Below are 25,622 nucleotides of genomic sequence, written 5' to 3'. Positions count from 1 at the left end.
CTCAATCTTCACTGAAGGCGGTGTGGAAGCTGTCGAGCAGCGGCCGCAGGGCATAGATCGCCACGGTGCCGCGCCCGGTTGTGATGAACACCTGGGCCGGCATGCCCGGAATGATCTTCAAGCCATTCTCGACGATCTTGGAGTCCTGGACGCGGATTTTCGTGGCGTAATAGGGCTGGTCGGTGCGCTTGTCGAGCAGGCGGTCGGCCGACACATGCATCACCGTACCCTTGAGGCGCGGGACGCGGCGCTGGTTGTAGGGCAAGAGGTGGACGTCGGCGTTCAGCCCCGGATGAACCACGTCGATATCCTCCGGCTTGAGGCGCGCGATCACGACCAGCCTGTCCTGCCGCGGCACCAGATCCATCAGCGGCGCGCCGGCACCGATCACGCCGCCCGGCGTATGCATCCGCAGGTCGGTGATCACCCCGTCCTCCGGCGCCTTGACCTCGGTTCGCGACAACTGATCCTGCGCCGCCAGCAATTTTTCGCGGAGCTGAAAGCCCTGGTTCTGCGCCTCGCGCAATGACTGCGCGATTTCGTTCTGCCGATCGCTCTCCAGCTTCAGGAGTGTCGCCTGCGATTCGCTGATCACCTGCTTGGCGCGCGAAATATGCGCGACGATTTCGCCGCGCCGCCCTTCGATATCGGCCAGCTCCCGTTCGAGGTTCAACAGGCGCGGACGGCGCTCGAGTCCCTTGTTGACCAGGATGGTCACCATGTCCAGCTCCTCGCGCACGATAGCCGCTCGCTGCGCGACCGCGTCCTCCTGCGCCTTCAGCCCTTCGATCTCCTTTGCGACCTGCAGCCTTTTTTCCCGGAGGATGGTGGCCTGGGACTGGAACACCTGCCGCCGTGTTTCAAAGATGTTCTGCTGTGCCGCCAGGATGGAATCGACCGAACCGCTCGTGCTTCGAATCCTGTCGAGCCAGACCGGAAACGAGATCAGCTCCTGCCCCTGCTGCTCCGCCACGAGCCTTGCCTCGCGTGCGGCGGCATCCCACAACTGCCCCTGCAGGCTTTGCACCTCGGCGCGGGCCCTGGTGTCGTCGAGCGCGATCAATGTCTGCCCGGCACTCACGGCATCGCCATCGGCAACCAAAATTTTCCTGACGATGCCGCCCTCGAGGTGCTGGATCGTCTTCCGGCTCGATTCCGATTCGACCACGCCGGAAGCGATCGCGGCGCTTTCAAGCGGCGCAAAGACCGACCAGATTCCGAGGCCCAGCACGAAGCCGACGACCAGGAGATTGCCTGCCAGGGTGACGCGGCGGAGCCTGCCGCGCGGCGAGGCCTGCGTCGGCGCCGGACACCACGAAAACTGCCGCGGCTCGAATTCGTCGATCGCGGTGATCACGACTGCCGTCTCCTGCTTCGGCGGGACGGCCGGTGGTAGCCGCACCAGGGCTCGCAGGTTTGCGATCATGGGACGGCCGTTTGCTGCGAAGCCACTTGTGAAACCACTTGCGGCCGGCTCAAATACTGCTCGAAGATGTCCTCGCTCTCGCCGAACGCCGTGACTGCGCCGTCCTGCATGATGGCGATCTTGTTGGTCGCCGCGAGGATACCCATGCGGTGCGTGACGATGACCACCGTGATACTGGCGAGCTTCAATTGTTCGATGGCATCCAGCAGCACGCGCTCGCCGGTATAGTCGAGGCTGGCATTCGGCTCGTCCAGCACGACCAGCCGCGGCTCGCCGAAAAATGCCCGCGCCAAACCCAGGCGCTGGCGAAATCCGCGCGAGAAAGCCTCCCCGCCATTCATGACAACGGTGTCGTATCCCTGCGGCAACCGCATGATGCTCTCATGGATCCCGGCGAGCTTCGCCGCATGCATGACCCTGGGCAGATCGGCGCCGTTCAGCCGCGCGATGATGTCCCTGATCGTTTCTCCGACGAGATCGATGTCCTGCGGCAGATAGCCGAGGTAACGGCCTTGGCGCCCGCCGCGCAGGACCGAAATGTCGGTCTCGCCGAGGAGCACGCGCCCCTGCCCCGGCAACAGGATCCCGGCAATGATGCCCGCGAGTGTGGACTTGCCGGAGCCCGATGGACCGATAATGCCGAGACACTCCCCTGGCGCGAGACGGAACGAAACGGTCCTGGCCGGAAACCACGCGCCCTCCGCAACCCTCGCGCCGATATTGTCGACGACGAGATCGCCCGTCGGCTGCTCCGGCGATTTGTCCGCGTTCTCGACTGCAGGTGAAACAGCAGCAAGGACGGCGGTCAGCCGCTGGTAGGCATCCAGCGCTCTGGTCAATCCTTTCCAGCTTGCAACGGCGCCTTCGACCGGCGCCAGCGCACGGCTGAACATCAGCATCGTGACAAAGATGATCGCGGCACTCTTGCCGTGATCGAGCACGAGCCACGCGGCTGCGCCCATGATGAGGACCTGCGCCAGCGAACGCGTCGGCTTGGCGATCAGCATGATGACCTCATACCGCCGCTGCGCCAGGTCGTGCTCGCTTTGCGCGCTCTGCGCATCGAGGTAGACGCGGCGCGCCACGTCGTCGAGCATTCCCATACTGCGAATGAGGTGAACGCTGCCGATGACGGTCGCAAACCGGCCATAGCTTCTGGAGAAGGCAGCTGCGGATTTCGCCAGCGCATCCTCGGTGAGGAGATCGCCTGCAACCGTGAGGCCGAACAGGAACAGCACGCTGCAGGCGCCAATGGCTCCAAGCAGGGGATGCACCAGAAACAGCACCGCGAGGAACGGCGGGATCCAGAGCGCATCCAACAGCGTCAGCGATGCGCCGGACTCGACGAACTGGCGTACAATCGTGAGATCGCGATAGGCGTCCGAAGCGCGCGCGGATTCGTTGCGGCAGGCGTGGTCGAGGCAGGCGGAAAGCACGGTGGGACGAAGCCGGTCCTCCAGCCAGGCTCCCAGGCGCGTCAACACGGACCGGCGCAGCGCATCAAGCGCTCCGCCCACCACGACCGTGAGCGCAACGATCAAAGTGAGCATCAACAGCGTTTCGTTGCTCCGGCTCGGCAGCACGCGATCGTAGATCTGGAGCAGATAGATCGAGGGCGCGAACAGCAGCAGGTTGTAGCTGCAGCTATAGGCGAACACGAGCCCGAGCGAGCCTGCGCAGGTCAACAGCGCCGCCTGCAACGGCGTCCAGGCCGTCTGCAGCAGATTGAACCGGAGCTGCGGCACCAGCATCATCATCACCGCCAGAGCGTCTCGGCCTTTGCGCGGATTGCTTCGCGGGGAAATCGGAGACCGGCGGCGCGAACCGCCGGTCCCAGTTGCCTTAATGAGGCTGCTGATCAGAAAGTATCAATATGGACGTTCACGTCGCCACCGAGGGCGAGATTGCCATGTCCGCCATCGCCGCCGATGCCAGCCGCGACCTCCTGGTGCATGTCCGCCTTCAGGTAGTTCGACTGATGTGCCTTCGTGTCGGCATACACCTTGGAGGTGTCGGATCCGCTGGATGAGCTCTGGTCGCCGTTCGACTTGGCGTCGCCACCATAAGCCTTCGAGTGTTTCCACGCCTTGGCGTCGCCGCCGTCGGCATCCCATGACGCCTTTTGACTGACGTAATCGCCGGTCTTGACGTGGACCTCGGCACCTTCGGCCTTGTTCGACGGATCGAACTTGATGGATGGTGAATTGCTGACGCTTCCCTTGAAATAGCCATCGCCGCCGTTGCCGACGCTCTGACCGCCCGTGTTGATTGACTTGAAATCGATCGAATCGGAAACGCTGATAAATCCCTTGCCCTTGGCCATTTGACCCTCCGTGCTGGATTGCTCTCGCGCAACATCCGTCCCGGTTCTGGAAGCGGATATGCGGAAGCGAATCTGATCCGCGTCGATGCGCACGCGATAGATGCCAAATCGGATGTCATCGGTTCGGCGGGCCTACGTCCGAAAGGATTACATGCCCTATCGAAATTCGGCGCCCTACCCGATCAGATGAAGGTCGGACAACAGATGCATCGCGACATCGCCCCCCAGCGCAAGATTGTCGTGCCCGCCGTTCCCACCGATTCCAGCGATCTGAACCGCGCTCTGATCGATATGGACATTGTTGACCTGATCCGCTTCAGCCGTCGAATGCGGCCCGGCGATCGCGATGTTGATCGGAGCGTAGATCGCGACGTTGACGTCGATGAGACTGCCGGAGAAATGGCCAGTGCCGCCATTGCCCGCGCCCTTGTGCCCGGTTGCGATCGCATCCGACCCGCTGCCGAGCAGCGCGGAGACGATCGCTGCGCTGCCGCCCGCCGCGACATTGCCGCTGCCGCCATCACCGCCGGTGCCGGCCATCTGAAACGAGGACTGATCCAGATGTACGTCGTTGAGCTGGTACGCTTGGCTGGTCGAATTATATCCCGCGACCGAGATGTTGACGGGATCGTAGACAGCGACGGATTTGTGGACGAGGTCGCCATGAAATTGGCCGTCCCCGCCGTTGCCGGCCTGATTGCCGCCAGTGTCGATCGAGCCCTGTCCGCTTCCGCCGCTGCCGGGATCAACACTGGAGCCGTGAACCGATACGTCGCCGCCGCCTGCGGCATTGCCGTTTCCGCCCTGCCCGCCGGCCCCTGCGACCTGCACGGCGGACTGATTGATCTCGACCGTGTTCGATTGGCTGGCGTGCGCGGTACCGCCGGGCGCCGCAATCGCGAAATTGACGGGATGGTAGATCACGACGGGCGCGTCCAGCAGCGCACCGAGGAAATGACCATCGCCACCGTTGCCGGCATGATTGTCGCCTGTCGTGATGTCGTTGGAGGCGGTGGACGAGATGTCGACGTTTCCGCCGGCGGCGATGTTGCCGCTGCCGCCGTTCCCACCGATGCCGGCCATCTGGATGGCGGACTGGTCGATACTCACATCATTGGTCTGGTGCGCGATGGCGATCGAGCCATATCCCACTGCGACCGTGATGTTGACCGGCTGATAGATCACGAGCGCGGCATGAATGATGCCTCCGTAGAAGAAGCCGTCGCCGCCGTTGCCGGCCTCGTTCGTCCCCGTATGGATGATCCCGGTATCGACCGAGGCACTGCTGTTGCCGGGATTGGATTGGTGGGCGGACGAGCCGCCGTCGGTCGCGTTGCCTGCACCTCCATTCCCAGACGGATCGAAAGGCGTGAGAGACGTATCCGGGGGCGAGCCGGACGAGGTGTCGCTGATGTCGTCGTGGTTGTCCGTCGCGAGATGATGAAAACGAGCCGGCGAGAACTTGGTACCATAGCTCGCATCTCCATCATCCCAAGGATAATGGTGCGGCTGATGATGCAGCCGGATGCCGTCCGACATCTGCTCGAACTTCATGGTCGCCTCCCTGGCCGGGATCGCTCCGCGCAACGCGACGGAGTTCTCCCGACCGTGAGGCAATGTCACGCCGGATGCGTGAAAAGCCGAGCCATCAATTCGGATGCAACATTTCGGGTGAGATCGTACAAACGAAATCAGGTTTAAGGCGCTTCAAGCCAGCCCCTCGCCGTTGATTGAACTAGCTTACCCAGAATCCCGGCACCGCCGGCTCAAGACGTCCGCCGGCGCGCACCGGCGCGATGCGGAGCGCGAGGCCGGTGGCGTCGTCGGTCTCGACCGCGACGCCGCTCAGCGTCGCTTCGCCGGAGGCCGGCTCGAAGCGGCCGGAGGGGATGCCGGTCTGGAAGCGCTGCAGCGGTTCTTCCTTCTGCATGCCGATGATGGAATCGTAATCGCCGGTCATGCCGGCGTCGGTCATATAGGCGGTGCCGCCGGGCAGCACCTGGTGATCGGCGGTCGGGACATGGGTGTGGGTGCCGACCACGAGGCTGACGCGGCCATCGCAGAAGAAGCCCATGCCCTGCTTCTCGCTGGTCGCCTCGCCGTGGAAATCCACCACGATCGCATCCGCCGCCTGGCGCAACGGACAGGCTTCGAGCTCGCGCTCGACCGCGGTGAAGGGATCGTTGGAAGGCTCCATGAAGACGCGGCCGATCGCGTTGAGCACGAGTGCGCGCTTGCCGTTCTTGGTGTCGACCAGCGTCGCGCCGCGGCCCGGCGCATGGCGCGGAAAGTTCAAGGGTCGGATCAGGCGCGGCGCGCGCTCGATGAACACCAGCGCTTCCTTCTGATTCCAGGCATGGTTGCCGAGCGTGATCGCATCCGCCCCGGCATCCAGGAATTCCTGGTAGATCGCCTCGGTGATGCCGAATCCGCCGGCGGCGTTCTCGCCATTGACGATGACGAGATCGAGCGACCAGTCGCGGATCATGCGAGGAAGATGTTCTGAGATGGCGGTGCGGCCAGTCCTGCCGACGACATCACCAACGAAGAGGATACGCAAATTCGGCTACTCCCGGAAATCGAACGCCTTGCGCTCCGTTAGCACATAATCAAGCGCGACGTCGTGCGACAAAGCCGGAACCGCCTTGATTTCCTGCACCGCGAAGGCAAGCCCGATGCCGATCACGTGCTTGGCCTTGCGCAGATGGGTGAAGGTGAAGTCGTAATAGCCGGCACCATAGCCGATGCGGTGGCCGACCCGGTCGAAGGCCGCGAGCGGCACCAGCATGATATCGGGGACCAGTTCGGCGGCGGCCGGCGACGGCTCGGGGATGCCGAGCGAACCAAGCGTCAGCCGATCGCCCTTGGCGAAGGCGCGAAAGACCAGGGAGTGGCCGCGCGCGGTGACCGCCGGCAGCGCAAGCTGCGCGCCCTGCGTCGCAAGCTCCAGCATCAGCGGCATCGGATCGATCTCGCTGCGGATCGGAGAATAGCCGGAAACGATCGTGCCGCGTGCGATCTCAAACGGCAGGCCGCGCCTTGCGATCTTCGCGGCGGCAGCAGTGCGCTCCTCTTCGCTCAGCGCGTCACGTCGCGTGAGCGCGGCGCTGCGGAGTTCAGCCTTGGGTGAGATGGCGCGCATGATGTCTTGCTCCGCTGCCGCTGTCATCACCCGCGAAGGCGGGTGATCCAGTATTCCAGAGACGCTTGTGCTCCAGCGGCGAAGCCGCCGCGTACTGGATTCCCCGCCTTCGCGGGGCATGACGGCGGTATTGGAATTGCTTGCGCCGCAGAAACGCAACAGGAGAAAAAACAGAGCGCGAAGCCGCAGAGGCCGTTGGAGCGTTCGATCCCGGAGTTCCCTACGAAAGTAGGTGGGCACCATATGTCCGGGTCCACGGACCCGGCCAGGGACAGTTCCCTAAAGGATCGATAAGGCCCCGGGGATATATAGCTCCTGACGCGCAACGCAGCTTCGCTAGGGGTAATGTAGCGACGACCGCAGCGTTCCGCCAGCGGGAATGAATCGTTGTTACCCTCCTCTGAAAGGTCCCTTTCAGGGGATGGTGAACTCAACCGATCGCGATACCGCCGCCGATGGTGCGGTTGAGCACCTGCGTGGTTTTCTCGATCCGCTCGGCGGCGGCGTTGAGTGCATTCGAGATTGCGACCTGCGTGGCGCGGGCGCGATCGACTGCGGCGGCTCCGGAGTTGCGCAAGGATTCGATTTCCTGCTCCAGGCTGCGGATGCGTGTGCCGGCGTCGACCAGTTCGTCGCAGGCAGTGAGCGCCGCCATCACCGTGAGGCGGGCATCGCCGATCTCACCGAACTTGCCGCGCAAGGATTCGATGCGCGATTCCAGGTTCTCCGCGAGCTTCAGCAGACGAACCTCCTGCCCCTCTTCGCACGCCATCCGGTATTGCCGGCCATTGATGGTGACGTTGATGTGGCTCATCGCGTGTTCTCCCCGGCATCGAGCACGGCGCGGATGGTGCCGATCGCGCTATCCAGCTTCTCGGCGATCTCGCGATTGGTGCGCTCGAGCTTGCGCGTCTTCACCAAGGAGTTATCGAGTTCGTCCGCAAGCCGCGAACGATCAGCGCCCAGCGCCTGGATCCGGCTCGCCAGTTCGTTCTCGTCGCGGTCCGCCTCGCGCCGCCGCTCGACCGCGCTTTCCAGCGCATCCAGCGCCGCCATCAGCCGCCGCGTGGCGGCGTCGATGTCGGCAATGGCGGGCTCGGCACTGGCGGCCCCGTTGGTGGAACGATCGCTCATGCGAGACAAGATAGATCCTCGATGGCGTGGCCGTCCGCGAATCCTTGCGGTTCGGCAAGCGCTTAGGCGATGAAATTTACGTGGTGAGCGAGCCCGGCGCAACGCCGCCGGAAAACTATGCACCGATAGATGGAGGCAACCCCGCCGCCGCAGCTATCGGTTTACCCGGTCCCTTCCCTGCGGAAACTCGACGGCGGCGAGGGTCCATGTACCCTTGGGCCGGGCTACGCCGAACGCAACTTTTGCGGCCGAAAGCGCGTTTTCTTGCCTCTGACTTCCCTTGGACTCCCCGGATTGAGGTGCTATCCAGCCTCTCATCCCGTGCCTACCACCCGCATATGGCGGCCCTCCGGGCGGCGCCGCATGCAAGCCAAGCCTCTCATTTCAGACGGATTTTCATCATGACGCAGGTCGATCACACCCGTATGGCCAACGCCATTCGTGGGCTCGCAATGGATGCGGTCGAGAAGGCGAAATCCGGCCATCCCGGGCTGCCGATGGGTGCGGCCGACGTCGCGACCGTCCTGTTTACACAGTTTCTGAAATTTGATGCGGCCGACCCCGCCTGGCCGGACCGCGACCGCTTCGTGCTCTCGGCCGGCCACGGCTCGATGCTGCTCTATTCGCTGTTGTACCTCACCGGCAACAAGGACATGCCGCTCGACCAGCTCAAGCACTTCCGTCAATTGGGCTCGCTGACCCCGGGACACCCCGAGAACTTCCACACCAAGGGCATCGAGACCACCACCGGCCCGCTCGGTCAGGGCATCTCGACCGCGGTCGGCATGGCGGTGGCGGAAAAAATGCTGTCGGCCGAGTTCGGCAAGAAGATCGTCAGCCACTACACCTACGTGCTCGCCTCCGACGGCGACCTGATGGAAGGCGTGTCGCAGGAAGCGATCGCGCTCGCCGGCCACTGGCGGCTCAACAAGCTGATCGTGCTCTATGACGACAACGGCATCTCGATCGACGGTCCGACGTCGCTCGCCGATTCCGTAGACCAGGTGAAGCGCTTCAAGTCGGCCGGCTGGGCCGCCGAGCACATCAACGGCCAGGATCAGAAAGCGATCGCGGACGCGATCACGCGCGCGCAGAAATCGAGCAAGCCGACGCTGATCGCCTGCAAGACCACGATCGGCTACGGCGCGCCGACCAAGGCCGGCACCAACAAGGTCCATGGCGAAGCGCTCGGCGCCGACGAATTGAAGGGGGCCAAGGAAAGGCTCGGCATCTCGCTCGAACCGTTCTCGGTGCCGGACGACGTGCTGGCTGCCTGGCGCGAAGCAGGCGCGCGTGGCGCCGCCGCACGCCAGGAGTGGGAAGCGCGTTATGCCGAGCTCGGCAGCCGCAAGCGCGCCGAATTCGAGCGCCGGCTGCGGCACGAACGGCCGGCATCGCTGGCAAAGGCGCTGAAGGGACACAAGAAGGCGCTGCTCGAAAATCCGCTCAACGTTGCGACCCGAAAATCATCGGAGGCCGCGATCGAGGTGATCGCTGCCGCGATGCCGATGGAGTTTCTGGCCGGCTCGGCCGACCTCACCGGCTCCAACAACAACAAGGCGAAGTCGGCGGTCAACTTCTCCGCCAAGACGCCGAAGGGCCGCTTCATCCATTACGGCATCCGCGAGCATGGCATGGCGGCGGCCATGAACGGCATCTTCCTGCATGGCGGCTTTGCACCGAACGGCGCCACCTTCCTGGTGTTCACCGACTATGCGCGGCCGGCGATGCGACTTGCGGCGCTGATGGGCACTGGTGTCGTCTATGTCATGACCCATGACTCGATCGGCCTCGGCGAAGACGGCCCGACGCACCAGCCGGTCGAACATCTCTCGGCGCTGCGCGCCATTCCCAACATGCGCGTGTTCCGCCCGTGCGATGCCGTCGAGGTTGCAGAATGCTGGGAGCTCGCGCTGAACCGGATCGATGGGCCGACGGTGCTGGCGCTGACGCGACAGAATCTGCCGCAGCTTCGAACCACCGCGCCCGCCGACAATCCGTGCAGCCATGGCGGCTATGAGCTGGTCGCGGCGCAAGGTGACGCAAAAGTGTCATTCTTCGCATCCGGTTCCGAGGTCCAGATCGCCGTCGACGCGCAGAAGCAGCTCGCGGAACGCGGCATCCCGTCGCGGGTCGTGTCGGTGCCCTCGCTCGAATTGTTACTGGCGCAGCCGGAAGACCGGAAAAAGGCCCTCATCGGCAATGCACCGGCCAAGATCGCGATCGAGGCGGCTGTGCGGTGGGGCTGGGATGCCGTGATCGGCCAGGACGGTGAATTCATCGGCATGCATGGTTTCGGCGCCAGCGCACCGGCCAAGGACCTTTTCAAGCACTTCGGAATTACCGCCGAGGCTGCCGTTAACGCTGCCCTGAAGCGCGTCGGCTAGCGGTTGAGCTTGCCCCGAAAAAGGACTAGGTAACCCCTATCTAATCCGTCCTCGTCCGGCCGAACCGGGCGATCCGCCGTAACACCCTCGCTGGAGCACGCGCCAGCGGGGATGGCATCAGCTATTAGAGGAGTGAAACGACATGGCAGTCCGGGTCGCGATCAACGGGTTCGGCCGCATCGGCCGCAATGTGCTTCGAGCCATCGCCGAGGCCGGCCGCAAGGACATTGAAGTGGTGGGCATCAACGATCTCGGCCCGGTCGAGACCAATGCTCATCTGCTCCGTTTCGACTCCGTGCACGGCCGCTTCCCCGGCACCGTTACCGTTGACGGCGACTCGATCAACCTCGGCAGCGGCAAGATCAAGGTATCGGCCGAGCGCGATCCGTCCAAGCTGCCCTGGAAGGATCTCGGCGTCGACGTCGCGCTGGAATGCACCGGCATCTTCACCGCCAAGGACAAGGCGTCCGCGCATCTGACCGCCGGCGCCAAGCGCGTGCTGGTCTCGGCGCCCGCTGATGGCGCCGATGCCACCATCGTCTACGGTGTCAACCATGACACGCTGACCAAGGATCATCTCGTCGTCTCCAACGGCTCCTGCACCACCAACTGCCTCGCGCCGGTGGCCAAGGTGCTGAACGACACGGTCGGCATCGAGACCGGCTTCATGACCACGATCCATGCCTATACCGGCGACCAGCCGACGCTGGATACGCTGCACAAGGATCTCTACCGCGGCCGCGCGGCGGCGATGTCGATGATCCCGACCTCGACCGGTGCGGCCAAGGCGATCGGCCTGGTGCTGCCGGAATTGAAGGGCAAGCTCGACGGCGTTGCGATCCGCGTGCCGACCCCGAACGTGTCGGTGGTGGACCTGAAGATCGTCGCCAAGCGCGCCACCGATGCGAAGGAAATCAACGAGGCGATGAAGCGCGCCTCGGAGCAGCAGCTCAAGGGCATCCTGGGCTACACCACCGCGCCGAACGTCTCGATCGACTTCAACCACGACCCGCATTCGTCGACCTTCCACATGGACCAGACCAAGGTGCTGAACGGCACGCTGGTGCGGGTGATGTCCTGGTACGACAACGAGTGGGGTTTCTCGAACCGCATGGCCGACACCGCCGTCGCGATCGGGAAGCTGCTGTAACCACTTGTTTGTCGTCATGCCCGGCCTTGAGCCGGGCATCCACGTTAGTGGATGGCCGGGACAACCCGGCCATGACCGAGGAGCCCTGCATGAACAAATTCCGCACCCTCGACGACGTCGACGCGAAGGGCAAGCGCGTGCTGCTCCGCGTCGACCTCAACGTGCCCATGGAAAATGGCCGCGTCACCGACACCACGCGGCTCGAGCGCGTCGCGCCGACCATCACCGAGCTTTCCGACAAGGGCGGCAAGGTGATCCTGCTGGCGCATTTCGGCCGTCCCAAGGGACGTGATCCCAAGGAATCGCTGAAGCCGGTCGCCGAAGCGCTGTCGAAAGTCATCAAGAAGCCTGTCGCCTTCGCCGACGACTGCATCGGCGAGGCCGCGGCAAAGGCTGTCGCGGCGCTGAAGGACGGCGAGATCCTCTGCCTGGAGAACACGCGCTTCCACAAGGAGGAGGAAAAGAACGATCCGGCCTTTGTCGCGGAACTGGCAAAGCTCGGCGACATCTGGGTCAATGATGCGTTCTCGGCGGCGCACCGCGCCCATGCCTCGACCGAAGGCCTCGGCCACAAGCTGCCGGCCTACGCCGGACGCACCATGCAGGCCGAGCTCGATGCGCTCGGCAAGGCATTGGAAGCGCCGACCAAGCCTGTGATCGCGATCATCGGCGGCGCCAAGGTGTCCACCAAGATCGACCTGCTCGAAAATCTCGTGACCAAGGTCGACGCGCTCGTGATCGGCGGCGGCATGGCCAACACCTTCCTGCACGCGCAGGGCGTCGGCATCGGCAAGTCGCTGGCGGAGAAGGATCTCGCCGCGACCGCGCTGCGCATCCTGGACAAGGCCGCGGCCGCCAATTGCGCCATCATCCTTCCCGTCGACGCCGTCGTTGCCTTCCACTTCGCGGCCAACTCGCCGTCGCATGCCTATGGCCTGGACGCGATCCCCGCCGAGGGCATGATCCTCGACGTCGGCCCGCAATCGATCGCCCGCATCCATGCCGCGATCGACGATGCGGCGACGCTGGTGTGGAACGGACCGCTCGGCGCCTTCGAGCTGACGCCGTTCGATCGCGGCACCATGGTGGCGGCCAAGCACGCGGCCGAGCGCACCAAGGCCAAGAAGCTGCTTTCGGTCGCGGGCGGCGGCGACACCGTCGCGGCGCTGAACCAGGCCGGCGTGGCGCAGGATTTCACCTATGTCTCGACCGCCGGCGGCGCGTTTCTTGAATGGATGGAAGGCAAGCCGCTGCCGGGCGTCGAAGTCCTGAAAATTCGCTAACCAATCGACTAGGCGCGAACGCGCTGTAAATACAGGGAGAATCCGGATGGCTCGCATTACCTTGCGGCAACTGCTCGACCATGCGGCTGAGCACGATTACGGGGTGCCGGCCTTCAACATCAACAATATGGAGCAGGCGCTGTCGATCATGGAGGCAGCCTCCAGCGTGGATGCGCCCGTCATCATCCAGGCTTCCCGCGGCGCACGCGCCTATGCCAATGACGTGATGCTCAAGCACATGATGGACGCCCTCACCGAGATCTATCCGCAGATCCCGGTCTGCGTGCATCTCGACCACGGCAACGAGCCGGCCACCTGCATGACCGCGATCCAGGCCGGCTTCACCTCCGTCATGATGGACGGCTCGCTGAAGGCCGACGGCAAGACGCCCGGCGATTGGGACTACAATGTCGGCGTGACCAGGACCGTGACCAACATGGCCCATCTCGGCGGCATTTCGGTGGAAGGCGAACTCGGCGTGCTCGGCTCGCTCGAGACCGGCATGGGCGACAAGGAGGACGGCCACGGCGCCGAGGGCAAGCTGTCCCACGACCAGCTCCTCACCAATCCGGACGAGGCCGTGAAGTTCGTGAAGGAGACCAAGGTCGACGCGCTCGCGATCGCGATGGGCACCTCCCACGGCGCCTACAAGTTCACCCGCAAGCCCGACGGCGACATCCTCGCCATGAACGTGATCGAGGAGATCCACCGCAAGCTGCCGAACACGCATCTCGTCATGCACGGCTCCTCCTCGGTGCCGCAGGATCTGCAGGACATCATCAACGAGTATGGCGGCAAGATGAAGCCGACTTGGGGCGTGCCCGTCAGCGAGATCCAGCGCGGCATCAAGAACGGCGTGCGCAAGATCAACATCGACACCGATAACCGCATGGCGATGACGGGGCAGATCCGCAAGGTGTTCAAGGAGCACCCGGAAGAGTTCGATCCGCGCAAATATCTGAAGCCCGCGATGGAAGCGATGACCAAGCTGTGCAAGCAGCGGCTGCAGGAGTTCAATACCGCCGGCCAGGCCAGCAAGATCAAGAAGGTGCTGACCACCGCGGAAATGGCCAAGCGCTACGCCAAGGGCGAACTCGATCCGAAGGTGGCGTGAAGCCGCGTTCTCTTCACCTCTCCCGCTTGCGGGAGAGGTCGGCGCGCACGCCCCGGGTGAGGGCTCTCTCCCCACGGAAAGTCCCGTCGCGGGGATACCCTCACCCAGCCCTCTCCCGCAAGCGGGAGAGGGAGCGCAGCGCCATCGTGGCCATCGGCTACGTTAATCTCGTTCCGATCTAACCAACCCGTGAACGCCCCGCCGCGACGAACGTTTTCTAGGCAATTGCCCGATAACCGCCTATTTTGGTTTGCAAGGGCACGAAACCATCTGGAGGACGTTCCATGAATCTCGCTGACCTCAACAAGATCGCGCTTGCGATGGTCACATCGGGCAAGGGAATTTTGGCCGCCGACGAATCCTCAGGAACCATCAAGAAGCGCTTCGACGCGATCGGCGTGGAATCGACCGAGGAGAACCGTCGCGACTACCGCGAGATGCTGTTCCGCTCCACCGAAGCGATGAGCAAATACATCTCCGGTGTCATTCTCTATGACGAGACCATCTGGCAGAACGCCAAGGACGGCACGCCGCTGGTCAAGCTGATCGAGCAGGCCGGCAGCATTCCCGGCATCAAGGTCGACGAGGGTACGCAAGCCCTGCCCGGCTGCCCCGGCGAACTCGTCACCGTCGGCCTCGACAAGCTCGCCGAGCGGCTGAAGAAGTATTACGAGCGCGGCGCGCGCTTTGCGAAATGGCGCGCGGTGATCGATATTGGTCAGGGAATTCCCACCACGACCGCGATCCATGTCAACGCGCATGCGCTGGCGCGCTACGCCGCGCTGTGCCAGGCGGCGCAGATCGTGCCGATCGTCGAGCCGGAAGTGCTGATGGACGGCGGCCACGACATCGACCGCTGCTATGAGGTGACGCAGCATGTGCTGCGTGACGTGTTCAACGAACTGTATGTGCAGCGCGTCGCGCTCGAAGGCATGGTGCTGAAGCCGAACATGGTGGTGTCAGGCAAGAAGAGCCCGAAACAGGCATCGGTGCAGGAAGTCGCGGAAAAGACCGTGCGGCTCCTGAAGTCGACCGTGCCCGCGGCCGTGCCCGGCATCGCCTTCCTCTCCGGCGGCCAGAGCGATGAAGAGGCGACCGCGCATCTCGACGCGATGAACCGGATCGGCGGCCTGCCCTGGAAGCTCACCTTCTCCTACGGTCGCGCGCTGCAGGCGGCGCCGCAGAAGGCATGGTCCGGCAAGGCCGAGAATGTCGCAGCCGGCCAGCGCGCCTTCGCCCACCGCGCGCGCATGAACGGGCTCGCCAGCAAAGGCGAGTGGGAGACCGGCCTGGAAAAGAAGGTGGCATAATTGGCCGCAAAGCCCGTTCCGCCGCGCCCGGCGCCGCGCCTCTATCTCGCGACGCCGCTGGTGGACGATCCCTCTGACCTCATCACACGCCTGCCTGACCTGCTCGCCGCGGCCGACGTCGCGGCGGTGCTGGTGCGGCTGCGCGAGACCGACCAGCGCACGATGATCGCGCGCGTGAAGGCGCTGGCGCCGGTGATCCAGAAAGCGGACGCCGCGCTGCTGATCGACGGCCATGTCGAGATCGTCGCACGCGCCGGCGCCGACGGCGCGCATCTCACCGGCCTTGCCGCGCTGGAGGAGGCGCTGCCCTCGCTGAAGCCGGACCGCATCGCCGGCGTCGGCGGGCTGCCGACGCGGCATGATTCCATGGCCGCGGGCGAACTCGGCGCCGATTACGTGCTGTTCGGCGAGCCCGATGCGCACGGGCAGCGGCCCTCGACGCAGGCGATCGCCGAGCGGATCGGCTGGTGGGACGAGTTGTTCGAGCCGCCCTGCGCCGGCTATGCCGTCTCCCGCGAAGAGGCGTTTGAATTTGCATCCGCGGGCGCAGACTTCGTCCTGGTCGGCGAGTTCATCTTCGCCGATTCACGCGGCGCCAGCGCGGCGCTCGCCCAGGTCGGCGCGGCCATCAAGGAAGCCCATGCGAGCATGCTTGCGAAAGCAAGGGCAGGACTGACGCCGGAATGAGCCTGCTGCGTCCGATAGCGGTGGTGCTCGGCTGCGCCGTGCTGACGACGGGCGCCGTCGCGCAGATTTCGCTGACGCCGCCTGCCGCCCAGGCGCCGGCCAGCAAGCCGGCACCGAAAAAGGAAGAGCCGAAGCATACGCCGAAGCCGAAGGCCGCGGCGGAAAAGAAGCAGGCCGGGCCGAAGCCGGCGCCCTCGCCGACACCATCTCCGAGCCCGACGCACCCGTTCGACGATCCCAATGTCGATCTCGTCTACGGCGCCTATCAGCGCGGCCTCTACAAGACCACGTTCGACCTCGCCACCAATCGCGCAAACTACGCCCGCGACCCCAAGGCGATGACCATGCTGGGCGAGCTCTATGCCAATGGGCTGGGCATCAAGCGCGATTACGGCAAGGCGATCGAATGGTATCAGCGCGCCTCCGACGCCGGCGATCGCGAGGCGATGTTCGCACTCGCAATGATGCGGCTCGCGGGCCGTGGCGCCCCGGTGAACAAGGACGAAGCGGTGAAGCTGCTGGCCTCCTCGGCCAAGCTCGGCAATCCCAAGGCGGCCTATAATCTGGCGCTGCTCTATCTCGACGGCCAGACGCTGCCGCAGGATCTCAAACGCTGTGCCGAATTGTTGCGGGTGGCCGCCGACGCCGGCAGCCCCGAAGCGCAGTACGCGCTGGCGACGTTCTACAAGGAGGGCACCGGCGTGCCCAAGGATCTCGAGAAATCGGTGCGGCTGTTGCAGGCCGCATCGCTCGCTGACAATGTCGATGCCGAGGTCGAATATGCGATCGCGCTCTACAACGGCTCCGGCACACCGCGGAACCAGCCGGCGGCCGTGGCGCTGTTGCGGAAGGCCGCGCGGCAGAATTCGCCGATCGCGCAGAACCGGCTCGCCCGCGTGCTCGCCACCGGCCAGGGCGTGCCGCAGGACAAGGTCGAGGCGCTGAAATGGCACACCGTCGCCAAGACCGCCGGCAAGGGCGATCCGGAACTCGATGAAATGCTGCTGGATATCAGCCCGCAGGACCGCGCCAAGGCCGAGGAGGCCGCGCGCAAATGGCTCGGCACCGGCAAATGACGCCTTGACGGCGCCACTCCGAGAGGGCACGCAGTCGGCAATTCCTACGGCATTGGGCCGTTCGTTCCCCCACCCGACAAGCCCTCCATCATGCTCTATTCCGCCCTCATCAATGTCATGGTCAAGGCCGCGCGCCGCGCCGGCCGCAGCCTCAAGCGCGATCTCGGCGAGATCGAGCACCTGCAGGTGTCGCTCAAGGGGCCGGCGAACTTCGTCTCGCTGGCCGACAAGCGCGCCGAGGAGATGCTCTACACCGACCTCGCCAAGGCCCGCCCGGGCTACGGCTTCATCGGCGAGGAAGGCGGCACCCGCGAGGGCACCGACAAGAGCCATAGCTGGATCGTCGATCCGCTCGACGGCACCACCAACTTCCTGCACGGCATCCCGCAATTCGCGATCTCGATCGGACTGGCGCGCGAGGGCACGGTGATCGCGGGGGTGATCTATAATCCCGCCAATGACGAGCTCTATGTCGCCGAGCGCGGCAAGGGCGCGTTCCTCAACGACCAGCGCCTGCGTGTCGCCGGCCGCCGCAAGCTCGACGAATGCGTGGTCGCCTGCGGCTTGCCCCATATCGGCCGCGGCGACCATGGACTGGCGCTGAAGGAGATGGCCGCGCTGCAGAACAAGGTCGCCGGCTTCCGCCGCTTCGGCGCCGCTTCGCTCGATCTCGCCTTCGTCGCGGCCGGTCGCCTCGACGGCTATTGGGAGCGCAACCTCTCGCCGTGGGACATCGCGGCCGGCCAGATTATGGTGCGCGAAGCCGGCGGCACCATCAGCGGGATCGAGGGCAATGACGATCCGCTGAAAACCGGCGACGTGATCTGCGGCAACGAATTCGTGCACGGCGAGCTGGTGAAGATTCTGAAGCCGCTGGGGTAGCGGGCGGTTCCGCTCGCCATCATGCTCGCTGTCATCATCCGCGAAGGCGGATGATCCAGTAACCCGCGGCGCCAGTGATGCGTCGGATCTGACAGCAGTGGACACTGGATGCCCCGCCTTCGCGGGGCATGACGGCTGAGGGCATGATCCTACGGTTTCGGCGTAGCTGGTGCCGATTGGGCATGCGGCTCCGGGGCCGCAGCCTGCTTCGGCTCGCGGTCGCCTGCCAGCACGCGCTGCACGCTGACGAAGAACACCGGGACCATCAGCAACGCCAGGATCACCACCGCGATCATGCCGCCCATGACGACGGTGCCGAGCGCCTGCTGGCTGGCGCCGCCGGCGCCGGTGGCGATCGCCATCGGAAACACGCCGAAGACGAAGGCGAGACCGGTCATCAGGATCGGACGGAAGCGCAACGAACAGGCTTCAATGGTCGCCTCGATCAGCGGCTTGCCGTGGGCGCGCAGATCCTTCGCGAACTCGATGATCAGGATGGCGTCCTTGGCGGCAAGGCCGATGATGGTGATCAGGCCGACGGTGAAATAGACATCATTCGGCAGCCCCCGCATCGTCGCGGCGATCACCGCACCGGTCACACCGAGCGGAATGGTCAGGAGCACCGCGAGTGGGATCGTCCAGCTCTCATAGAGTGCGGCGAGCAACAGGAAGACCACCAGCACGGACAAGGCCAGCAGGAACGGCGCCTGCGAGCCCGAGAGTTTTTCCTGCAGCGACTGGCCGGTCCACTCGTAGCCGAAGCCGCGCGGCAACAGGTTGGCGAGCCGCTCCATCTCGTTCAGAGCATCGCCCGAGGTGTAGCCAGGGCGCGCCTCGCCGGAGATGCGCACCGCAGGATAATAGTTGAAGCCTGCGATCTGGGTCGGGCCCTTCTGCCATTCGATCGAGGCGAATGACGAAAACGGCACGAGCTGCCCGCGGCTGTTCTTGACGTTGTAGTTCAGGATGTCATCCGCATTCATGCGGGTGAACTTGTCCGCCTGCACCACGACGCGCTGCATGCGGCCGCGATTCGGGAAATCGTTGACGTAATTCGAGCCGAGATTGGTCGAGATCGTGTTGTTGATGTCCTCGAAGGTGACACCGAAGGCGCCGGCCTTCTCGCGGTCGATCATCAGGTTGATCTGCGGCGCCGGCGGCAGACCCTCGATATAGACCTTTTGCAGCACGGGGCTGGCGTTGGCGTCCGCGACCAGACGGTCAGCGGCGGCCGTGAGCGCGGCATAGCCCTTCTGCCCACGGTCCTGCAGGCGGAACGAGAAGCCGGAGGAGTTGCCGAGGTTGTCGATCGGCGGCGGCTGCAAGGCCGAGATCCTCGCGTCACGAATCGACGACAGGTCACGGTTGATGTCAGCGACGATTGCTGCCGCCGAATCCTTCGGCCCGCGCTCCGACCAGTCCTTCAGCGTGATGAAGGCCTGCGCGGTGTTGAAGCCCTGGCCGAGGAAGCTGAAGCCGGTGAGGAACGTGACGTTCTCGATCGCAGAGCGCGCCAGCAGATATTTCTCGACCTTCTCGATCGCGGCCTCGGTGCGAGCGTAGGAGGAATCGGACGGCGTTTGCACGTCGGTGGTGATGAAGCCCTGGTCATCGACCGGCAGGAAGCCGCCGGGTAGCCGCACGAAGCCCCAGCCCAAGCCGACCAGAAGCACCGCATAAATCAGCATCAAGCGTCCGGTGCGCTTCAGCCCCCCGCGGACCGTGCGCGTGTAGCCGTCGCGGGTGCCATCGAGCGTGCGGTTGAACCAGCCGAACACGCCCCGGCGGGCATGGCCATGGCCCGCCGTGACGGGTTTCAGCAACGTCGCGCACAGCGCCGGCGTCAGCGACAACGCAAGCAGCGCGGAGAACGAGATCGCGGCGACCATGGTGACCGAGAACTGGCGATAGATGATGCCGACCGATCCCGGGAAGAACGCCATCGGGATGAACACGGCGACCAGCACCAGCGTGATGCCGATGATGGCGCCGGTGATCTGCGACATCGCCTTGCGGGTCGCTTCCTTTGGCGGCAAGCCCTCTTCGGCCATGATGCGCTCGACGTTCTCGACCACGACGATCGCGTCGTCCACGAGGATGCCGACCGCGAGCACCATGCCGAACATGGTCAGCATGTTGATGGAATAGCCGAGGATCATCAGCGTGGCGCAAGCTCCCAGCAGCGCAACGGGCACGACGATGGTCGGAATGATGGTGTAGCGGATGTTCTGCAGGAACAGGAACATCACGACGAAGACCAGCACCACGGCTTCGACCAGCGTCGACAGCACCTTCTCGATCGCGGCCTCCACCACGGGCGTGATGTTGTAGGGGATCTCGTAGGTGATGTTAGCCGGGAAGAAGCGCGACAGCTCCTTCATCTTGGCTTCCACCGCGCTTGCGGTCGCGAGCGCATTGCCGGTCGGCGACATCAATACCGACAGACCCGCGGTCGGCTTGCCGTTGAGGCGTGTCTGGAACTGGTAGCTGAGGCCGCCGATCTCCAGCCGCGCGACGTCGCGCAGGCGAACCGTCGAACCATCGGGATTGGCGCGCAGGATGATGGCGCCGAACTCGTCGGGCGAGGAGAGCTGGCCCTTCACCAGAACCAGCGCCGAAACCCGCTGCGAGTCCGTCGCCGGCTCGGCGCCGATGCTGCCCGAAGCGACCTGCGCGTTCTGGGCCGCGATCGCCTTGTTGACGTCGTCGGCGGTCAAGCGATAGCCGACCAGCTTTGCCGGATCGAGCCAGATGCGCAACGAGCGCTCGGTCGAATAGAGCGTCGCGCGGCCGACGCCGGGGATGCGGCGGATTTCGCCGAGCACGTTGCGGACCATGAAATCGCCGAGGCCGACTTCGTCGAGGCTGCCATCGGTCGAATTCAGCGTAATGATCTGCAGCACGGCGCTGGAGGCTTCCTCGACCAGGATGCCCTGCTGGATCACGGCGCGCGGCAGGCGCGCTTCGATGCGCTTGAGGCGGTTCTGCACCTCGACGGAGGCCTGGCTGGTTTCGGTGCCCGGCACGAAATTGGCGATGATCTCGACCTGCCCCAGCGAGTCGCTGGTGGATTCGAAATTCAGGATGCCGTTGGCGCCGTTCAGCTCCTCCTCGATCAGCCGGGTGACGCTGTTATAGAGGTTCTCCGGCGAGGCGCCCGGATAGCTGGTCGAGATCGAAATCGAGGGCGGCGCAATGATCGGATATTGCGCGATCGCCAGCAGCGGAATCGAGATCGCGCCGACCAGGCAGATGAAGAGCGCGACGACCCAGGCGAAAATCGGCCTGTCGATGAAGAAGCTCGGCATCTCCGATCACCGCAGCGCTTGCGCGGCTTTATTTTCCCCCGGCGCGCCGATCGAAGCATCCGCCTGTTCGGTGAACGCCTGCGGCCGGACCTTGTCGCCAGCCGCGAATTTCTGAAAGCCCTCGACCACGACGCGGTCGCCGGCCTTCAGACCTTCGGTCACGAACACCTGCCCGTTCTGGAGCGAGCCGGTACGCACGGCCTGGACCGCGACGCGGCCATCATCCTTGACCACGAAAACCTCGCTGCCGCCTCCGCCATTGCGCTGGATCGCCTGCTGCGGCACGGCGATCGCATCGCTGTCGATGCCCTGCTCGATCAGCACGCGCACATACATGCCAGGGAGCAGTTCGCGCCTCGGATTCGGGAACTCGCCGCGCAGCGTCACCTGCCCGGTATAGGCATCGACCTTGGCATCGGAGAACAGGAGCTTGCCGGCGATCGGATAAAGTGCGCCATCGTCCTGCACGAGACGCACCTTCATCGCATCGGCGGCGATGCGGTCGAGCTCGCCGGTCTCGAATGCGCGGCGGAGTTGGTTGAGCTCGGTGACCGACTGGGTGAAGTCGGCATAGATCGGATCGATCTGCTGGATGGTCGCGAGCGAGGTCGGGTCGTTCTGCACCACCAGCGCGCCTTCGCTGACCAGCGCAGCGCCGACGATGCCATCGATCGGCGCACGGATCGTGGCGTAATCCAGATTGAGCTTGGCGCGCGCGAGATCCGCCTCGCGGGCCGCAACATCGGCCTCGGCCTGGCGCTGAGCGGCGATCGCCTTTTCGTTTTCGGCTTCGGGCATCGCCTTCTGGCTGTACAGTGTCGTGACGCGATGCGCGTGCTGGGTGGCTTGGTCGAGCACGGCCTTAGCGCGCGCGAGCGCGGCCTGGTTCGACAGCACCTCGACCTCGAACGGTCGCGGATCGATGCGATACAGGGGATCGCCGGCCTTCACCTCCGTACCTTGACGGAACAGGCGCTCGACAATGATACCGGAAACCCGCGGACGGACTTCGGCGACACGCGTCGGAGCGACGCGGCCGGGCAGTTCACGGACCACTGCCCGCGGCTGCGGCTTGGCGACGACAACACTCACCTCGGGTTCGGGCGCCGCCTCTGCCGCAGCGGTCGCGGCAGTCGGCTCATCGCAGCCGGCCAGTATTGGCGCTGTGGCGGCCAGCATCAGGAGAATGCATGCCGTTCGCGCGCGTAGTCCGGACATTGACAATGTCGCCCCGAGTTTGAGTTGTTGAACACAAATCCGCGCGCGGCGTCGCTGCCGACTCCACGCCATCCATGAGAGATAGGATAAGAACAGGGTGTTGCGACGCAATACATAGCGCGGGCGGCTCAATGTCACATCGGGGAACACCTTGAGCTAGAAAAGCTTTCTGCGATTCACCGGATTGTGACATCGATTCTATCGAAGCTTGTAGGTATCTTATTACGCTGATCGAGGGCTGCGGCGGCTCCGACTCACCGGGCGACCGCGCGCCGATGACACGGTTCGCTCCGTTCGGAGAACCTCGCCCCCCGGCCGGGGGTTCCGCAGTGTCGCATCCTGGCCAGCACTTCCGGTCGCATTGAAGCAGCGAATCACGTCGCTTCAGTCGGAGTTCTGGTGACACTCCGGTTTCCGATCTTCCTTCCCGTGACCGCTGTGCCATATTGGCTGCCCAACGCGGCTTTTCGCAACGGACATGCCGGCAATGCCCTCCTCTCCCCGCTCCGACATGGAGTCCGAACTCAGCAAATTGTCCTCTCCACGGATCTTCCTGGTGCGGATGCTGGTATTTCTGGTGCTGTGCGCGCTGATCGGCATCGTCCTCTACAAGCAGATCGTCGTCGCGTTCTTCGCCAATCCGGGGCTGAACGCGCTGATCGGCGCCGTGCTGTTGATCGGCATCATCCTGTCGTTCCGCCAGGTGATCCGGCTCTATCCCGAAGTGCGATGGGTCAACAATTTCCGGATCGCCGATCCCGGCCTTGCGGTCGACCGGCGGCCGACCTTGCTGGCGCCGATGGCGGCGATCCTCGGCGGCGAGCGCAGCGGGCGGATGTCGATCACGCAGCAGACGATGCGGCATCTGCTCGATTCCATCGCGACCCGCCTGGACGAGGCACGCGACATCTCGCGCTACATGACGGGCCTGCTCGTGTTCCTCGGCCTGCTCGGCACCTTCTGGGGCCTGATCGAAACCGTCGGCTCGGTCGGCAAGGTGATCGATGGGCTGAAGGTCGGCGGCGATGCCGGCGCGCTGTTCGACACGCTGAAGGAAGGCCTGGCGGCGCCGCTGGGCGGCATGGGCATCTCGTTCTCGTCGTCGCTGTTCGGCCTCGCCGGATCCCTGATCCTCGGCTTCCTTGACCTGCAATCCAGCCAAGCGCAGAACCGTTTCTACACCGACCTCGAGGACTGGCTCGCCACTACGGTGCGCGAATATGCAGGTGACGGCGTCGGCGTCGTTGCCGCAGGCGGTGGCGGCAACCTGCAGCACGCGATCGAGCGGCTGCGTGTCGCGGTGGAGGAAGGCGCCGGAACCCGCAGCACCACGGCGGCAATGGCTAATCTCGCCGAAGCGATCCAGGGGCTGGTTGCGCACATGCGCACCGAGCAACAGATGATCCGGGAATGGGCCGACGGCCAGGGCGAGCAGAACCGCGAGATCAAACGCCTGCTCGAACGCCTCGCCCGCCAGCCGGAGAAGAGTTAGAGAGACGGTGCCGATCTTGAAAGGCGACGGAAGACGCGCGGTCACCCCTCCTGCAAGGAGAGGTGGACTAGCGGCCGTCCAGACACCAACCCTAGCAGAGAATCAAAATGGCCCTTGCCCGTGCCCGCCGCGGTGAATCCGGTTTCAACTACTGGCCGGGCTTCGTGGACGCGCTGTCGACGCTGGTGCTGTCGATCGTGTTCCTGCTCTCGGTGTTCCTGGTGGTGCAGTTCTTCCTGTCGCAGGAAGTCTCCGGCAAGGACAAGGCGCTGGAGCAGCTCAACGCCAAGATCGCCCAGCTCAACGACATGCTGTCGCTGGAAAAGCTCGGCAAGCTCAGCCTCGGCGAACAGATCGCGCAGCTCCGCGCCGGGCTTGCTTCCGCCGAAGGCGAGCGCGACCGCATCAAGGGACTCTATGAAGGCCTGGCGAGCGCCGGCAGCGACGCGCAGGGCCGCGCCACCGAGCTCACCAAGGCGCTCGATTCCGAGAAACAGGTCTCCGCGCGAGCGCTGGCGCAGATCGAGGTATTGAACCAGCAGATCAGCGCATTGCGCCGCCAGCTCGCCGCGCTCGAAGAAGCGCTCGATGCCTCCGAGAAACGCGACAAGGAATCACAAGGCCGCATCGCCGATCTCGGCCAGCGGTTGAACGTGGCGCTGGCGCAGCGGGTGCAGGAGCTGTCGCGCTACCGTTCGGAGTTCTTCGGTCGCCTGCGCGCCATCCTGGGCAACCGGCCGGACATCCGTATCGTCGGCGACCGCTTCGTGTTCCAGTCGGAGGTGTTCTTCGATACCGGCCAGGCCACGCTGTTGCCCGAAGGCCGCGCCGAGCTGGACAAGCTGGCGGCCGCCCTGATCGACCTCGACAAGCAGATCCCGAGCGATATTCCCTGGGTGCTCCGCGTCGACGGCCACACCGACGTGCGACCGATCAACAGCCCGGTGTTCAAGTCGAACTGGGATCTCTCCGCCGCACGCGCGATCTCAGTGGTGCAATATCTGGTCTCGCTCGGGGTGCCCGCGCAGCGACTTGTCGCCGCCGGCTTTGGCGAATTCCAGCCGCTCGATGCCGCGCAGACCGAGGAGGCCTATAAGCGCAACCGCCGCATCGAATTGAAGCTGACGGAACGGTAAGTGGCGAGCGAGTTTCAGCTTCGTCCCTACCGCGCCGAGGACGAGGACGCCGCGATCGAGCTTTGGCGGCAAACCTGGCAGCAGGCCTATCCAACGATCGATTTTGATGCGCGAGTAGCGTGGTGGCGCGAGCGTTGGCGCAGCGAACTGGTGCCGAACGCCGCCATCATCGTCGCGGAAGAGGTAAATACGCTGATCGGCTTCGTGACCATCGATCGAAGCGGCTATCTCGACCAGCTGGTGGTCGATCCCGCGCATTGGGGCTCGAAGCTGGCAAGCGCGCTGGTCGATAAAGCCAAGCGCCTCTCGCCTGACGGCGTGACGCTGCTCGTCAACAAGGACAATGCACGGGCGATCCGCTTCTATGAACGAAACGGCTTTGTGCACGCAGGCGAGGACGTCAACCCGACGTCAGGACGTCCCGTGCTAAAGATGGAATGGAAGCCGTAACGGGAACGACCTTCCACCAACTCCGCCGTCATGCCCCGGCTTGACCGGGGCACCCAGTACGCCGCGGCTTCTCCGTATCCCACGTCGGTCTCTGGAATACTGGA

The 25,622-nt window shown here is 64.6% G+C and carries 21 protein-coding genes and 1 other RNA gene; 11 read left to right on the top strand and 11 right to left on the bottom strand.

The window, feature by feature from the left end; all coding sequences use genetic code 11:
- Position 1 precedes the first annotated feature (1 nt).
- From I6F35_RS02100 to I6F35_RS02060, 9 genes are all read right to left on the bottom strand, one after another.
- Positions 2–1,426, bottom strand: coding sequence for an HlyD family type I secretion periplasmic adaptor subunit (locus tag I6F35_RS02100; protein WP_225115973.1), 1,425 nt, complete (start codon positions 1,424–1,426; stop codon positions 2–4).
- Positions 1,423–3,177 (bottom strand): ATP-binding cassette domain-containing protein, encoded by a 1,755-nt coding sequence (locus I6F35_RS02095; protein WP_225115972.1) that lies wholly within the window; start codon positions 3,175–3,177, stop codon positions 1,423–1,425. The genes I6F35_RS02100 and I6F35_RS02095 overlap by 4 nt, the downstream gene beginning before the upstream one ends.
- Positions 3,178–3,284: 107 nt before the next feature.
- Positions 3,285–3,749 carry a hypothetical protein gene (locus I6F35_RS02090; RefSeq protein ID WP_225115971.1) on the bottom strand — a complete coding sequence of 155 codons (465 nt, stop codon included), beginning with the start codon at positions 3,747–3,749 and terminating at the stop codon, positions 3,285–3,287.
- 174 nt (positions 3,750–3,923) lie between these two features.
- The gene (locus I6F35_RS02085; protein WP_225115970.1) at positions 3,924–5,303 is read right to left on the bottom strand and encodes a hypothetical protein; all 1,380 of its coding nucleotides are present in this window, start codon (positions 5,301–5,303) and stop codon (positions 3,924–3,926) included.
- Between the two features lie 181 nt (positions 5,304–5,484).
- Entirely contained in the window at positions 5,485–6,309 is an 825-nt protein-coding gene (locus I6F35_RS02080; protein ID WP_225115969.1) for a TIGR00282 family metallophosphoesterase, read from the bottom strand.
- 6 nt (positions 6,310–6,315) lie between these two features.
- The gene (locus tag I6F35_RS02075; protein ID WP_225115968.1) at positions 6,316–6,891 is read right to left on the bottom strand and encodes a 5-formyltetrahydrofolate cyclo-ligase; all 576 of its coding nucleotides are present in this window, start codon (positions 6,889–6,891) and stop codon (positions 6,316–6,318) included.
- A 176-nt stretch (positions 6,892–7,067) separates the two neighbouring features.
- Positions 7,068–7,228, bottom strand: a non-coding RNA gene (ssrS, locus tag I6F35_RS02070) — 6S RNA.
- A 93-nt stretch (positions 7,229–7,321) separates the two neighbouring features.
- Positions 7,322–7,705 carry a cell division protein ZapA gene (locus I6F35_RS02065; RefSeq protein ID WP_225115967.1) on the bottom strand — a complete coding sequence of 128 codons (384 nt, stop codon included), beginning with the start codon at positions 7,703–7,705 and terminating at the stop codon, positions 7,322–7,324.
- The gene (locus I6F35_RS02060; protein WP_225115966.1) at positions 7,702–8,025 is read right to left on the bottom strand and encodes a DUF4164 domain-containing protein; all 324 of its coding nucleotides are present in this window, start codon (positions 8,023–8,025) and stop codon (positions 7,702–7,704) included. The genes I6F35_RS02065 and I6F35_RS02060 overlap by 4 nt, the downstream gene beginning before the upstream one ends.
- Before the next feature lie 401 nt (positions 8,026–8,426).
- On the opposite strand from I6F35_RS02060, the gene tkt reads away from it, so the two are divergent.
- The 8 genes from tkt (at position 8,427) to I6F35_RS02020 (ending at position 17,914) form a co-directional block, all read left to right on the top strand.
- Entirely contained in the window at positions 8,427–10,412 is a 1,986-nt protein-coding gene (gene tkt, locus I6F35_RS02055; RefSeq protein WP_225115965.1) for a transketolase, read from the top strand.
- 142 nt (positions 10,413–10,554) lie between these two features.
- A complete protein-coding gene (gene gap / locus I6F35_RS02050; protein ID WP_225115964.1) occupies positions 10,555–11,562 on the top strand; it encodes a type I glyceraldehyde-3-phosphate dehydrogenase in 1,008 nt (335 codons plus the stop codon).
- Positions 11,563–11,651: 89 nt separating this feature from the next.
- Complete coding sequence (locus I6F35_RS02045; RefSeq protein WP_225115963.1) at positions 11,652–12,845, top strand: phosphoglycerate kinase; 1,194 nt, start codon at positions 11,652–11,654, stop codon at positions 12,843–12,845.
- 46 nt (positions 12,846–12,891) lie between these two features.
- The gene (gene fba / locus I6F35_RS02040; RefSeq protein ID WP_225115962.1) at positions 12,892–13,959 is read left to right on the top strand and encodes a class II fructose-bisphosphate aldolase; all 1,068 of its coding nucleotides are present in this window, start codon (positions 12,892–12,894) and stop codon (positions 13,957–13,959) included.
- Between the two features lie 284 nt (positions 13,960–14,243).
- Entirely contained in the window at positions 14,244–15,269 is a 1,026-nt protein-coding gene (locus tag I6F35_RS02035) for a class I fructose-bisphosphate aldolase (RefSeq protein WP_225115961.1), read from the top strand.
- On the top strand, positions 15,270–15,956 hold the full coding sequence (locus I6F35_RS02030) for a thiamine phosphate synthase (protein ID WP_225115960.1): 687 nt from the start codon (positions 15,270–15,272) through the stop codon (positions 15,954–15,956). It begins immediately after the preceding gene.
- Positions 15,953–17,032: a tetratricopeptide repeat protein gene (locus I6F35_RS02025; protein ID WP_225115959.1), complete on the top strand. Its 1,080-nt coding sequence runs from the start codon at positions 15,953–15,955 to the stop codon at positions 17,030–17,032. The genes I6F35_RS02030 and I6F35_RS02025 overlap by 4 nt, the downstream gene beginning before the upstream one ends.
- A 90-nt stretch (positions 17,033–17,122) precedes the next feature.
- Positions 17,123–17,914 (top strand): inositol monophosphatase family protein, encoded by a 792-nt coding sequence (locus tag I6F35_RS02020; protein ID WP_225115958.1) that lies wholly within the window; start codon positions 17,123–17,125, stop codon positions 17,912–17,914.
- Between the two features lie 149 nt (positions 17,915–18,063).
- Here the strand turns inward: I6F35_RS02020 and I6F35_RS02015 are convergent, their stop codons facing one another.
- Together I6F35_RS02015 and I6F35_RS02010 are read right to left on the bottom strand one after the other, a co-directional pair.
- The gene (locus I6F35_RS02015) at positions 18,064–21,222 is read right to left on the bottom strand and encodes a multidrug efflux RND transporter permease subunit (protein ID WP_225115957.1); all 3,159 of its coding nucleotides are present in this window, start codon (positions 21,220–21,222) and stop codon (positions 18,064–18,066) included.
- Between the two features lie 6 nt (positions 21,223–21,228).
- Positions 21,229–22,440, bottom strand: a complete 1,212-nt coding sequence (locus I6F35_RS02010) for an efflux RND transporter periplasmic adaptor subunit (RefSeq protein ID WP_225115956.1) — start codon at positions 22,438–22,440, stop codon at positions 21,229–21,231.
- A 487-nt stretch (positions 22,441–22,927) separates the two neighbouring features.
- Here I6F35_RS02010 and I6F35_RS02005 point away from each other — a divergent pair, with 487 nt between their 5' ends.
- The 3 genes from I6F35_RS02005 to I6F35_RS01995 all read left to right on the top strand — a co-directional run bounded on the left by I6F35_RS02005 (position 22,928) and on the right by I6F35_RS01995 (position 25,518).
- A complete protein-coding gene (locus I6F35_RS02005) occupies positions 22,928–23,932 on the top strand; it encodes a flagellar motor protein MotA (RefSeq protein ID WP_225115955.1) in 1,005 nt (334 codons plus the stop codon).
- A gap of 107 nt (positions 23,933–24,039) precedes the next feature.
- Positions 24,040–25,068 (top strand): peptidoglycan -binding protein, encoded by a 1,029-nt coding sequence (locus I6F35_RS02000; RefSeq protein WP_225115954.1) that lies wholly within the window; start codon positions 24,040–24,042, stop codon positions 25,066–25,068.
- A complete protein-coding gene (locus I6F35_RS01995) occupies positions 25,069–25,518 on the top strand; it encodes a GNAT family N-acetyltransferase (RefSeq protein ID WP_225115953.1) in 450 nt (149 codons plus the stop codon). It begins immediately after the preceding gene.
- Positions 25,519–25,622: the final 104 nt, after the last annotated feature.

It is taken from the genome of Bradyrhizobium sp. BRP22 (genome assembly GCF_020194175.1).
Taxonomy (GTDB): Bacteria; Pseudomonadota; Alphaproteobacteria; order Rhizobiales; family Xanthobacteraceae; genus Bradyrhizobium.
This window is presented reverse-complemented; position numbering and strand designations above follow the sequence as displayed.

Coding starts and splice junctions, on each gene's coding strand:
- I6F35_RS02100 (WP_225115973.1), bottom strand. CDS start 1,426: ATGATCGCAAACCTGCGAGCCCTGGTGCGGCTACCACCGGCCGTCCCG.
- I6F35_RS02095 (WP_225115972.1), bottom strand. CDS start 3,177: ATGCTGGTGCCGCAGCTCCGGTTCAATCTGCTGCAGACGGCCTGGACG.
- I6F35_RS02090 (WP_225115971.1), bottom strand. CDS start 3,749: ATGGCCAAGGGCAAGGGATTTATCAGCGTTTCCGATTCGATCGATTTC.
- I6F35_RS02085 (WP_225115970.1), bottom strand. CDS start 5,303: ATGAAGTTCGAGCAGATGTCGGACGGCATCCGGCTGCATCATCAGCCG.
- I6F35_RS02075 (WP_225115968.1), bottom strand. CDS start 6,891: ATGCGCGCCATCTCACCCAAGGCTGAACTCCGCAGCGCCGCGCTCACG.
- I6F35_RS02065 (WP_225115967.1), bottom strand. CDS start 7,705: ATGAGCCACATCAACGTCACCATCAATGGCCGGCAATACCGGATGGCG.
- I6F35_RS02060 (WP_225115966.1), bottom strand. CDS start 8,025: ATGAGCGATCGTTCCACCAACGGGGCCGCCAGTGCCGAGCCCGCCATT.
- tkt (WP_225115965.1), top strand. CDS start 8,427: ATGACGCAGGTCGATCACACCCGTATGGCCAACGCCATTCGTGGGCTC.
- gap (WP_225115964.1), top strand. CDS start 10,555: ATGGCAGTCCGGGTCGCGATCAACGGGTTCGGCCGCATCGGCCGCAAT.
- I6F35_RS02045 (WP_225115963.1), top strand. CDS start 11,652: ATGAACAAATTCCGCACCCTCGACGACGTCGACGCGAAGGGCAAGCGC.
- fba (WP_225115962.1), top strand. CDS start 12,892: ATGGCTCGCATTACCTTGCGGCAACTGCTCGACCATGCGGCTGAGCAC.
- I6F35_RS02035 (WP_225115961.1), top strand. CDS start 14,244: ATGAATCTCGCTGACCTCAACAAGATCGCGCTTGCGATGGTCACATCG.
- I6F35_RS02025 (WP_225115959.1), top strand. CDS start 15,953: ATGAGCCTGCTGCGTCCGATAGCGGTGGTGCTCGGCTGCGCCGTGCTG.
- I6F35_RS02020 (WP_225115958.1), top strand. CDS start 17,123: ATGCTCTATTCCGCCCTCATCAATGTCATGGTCAAGGCCGCGCGCCGC.
- I6F35_RS02015 (WP_225115957.1), bottom strand. CDS start 21,222: ATGCCGAGCTTCTTCATCGACAGGCCGATTTTCGCCTGGGTCGTCGCG.
- I6F35_RS02010 (WP_225115956.1), bottom strand. CDS start 22,440: ATGTCCGGACTACGCGCGCGAACGGCATGCATTCTCCTGATGCTGGCC.
- I6F35_RS02005 (WP_225115955.1), top strand. CDS start 22,928: ATGCCCTCCTCTCCCCGCTCCGACATGGAGTCCGAACTCAGCAAATTG.
- I6F35_RS02000 (WP_225115954.1), top strand. CDS start 24,040: ATGGCCCTTGCCCGTGCCCGCCGCGGTGAATCCGGTTTCAACTACTGG.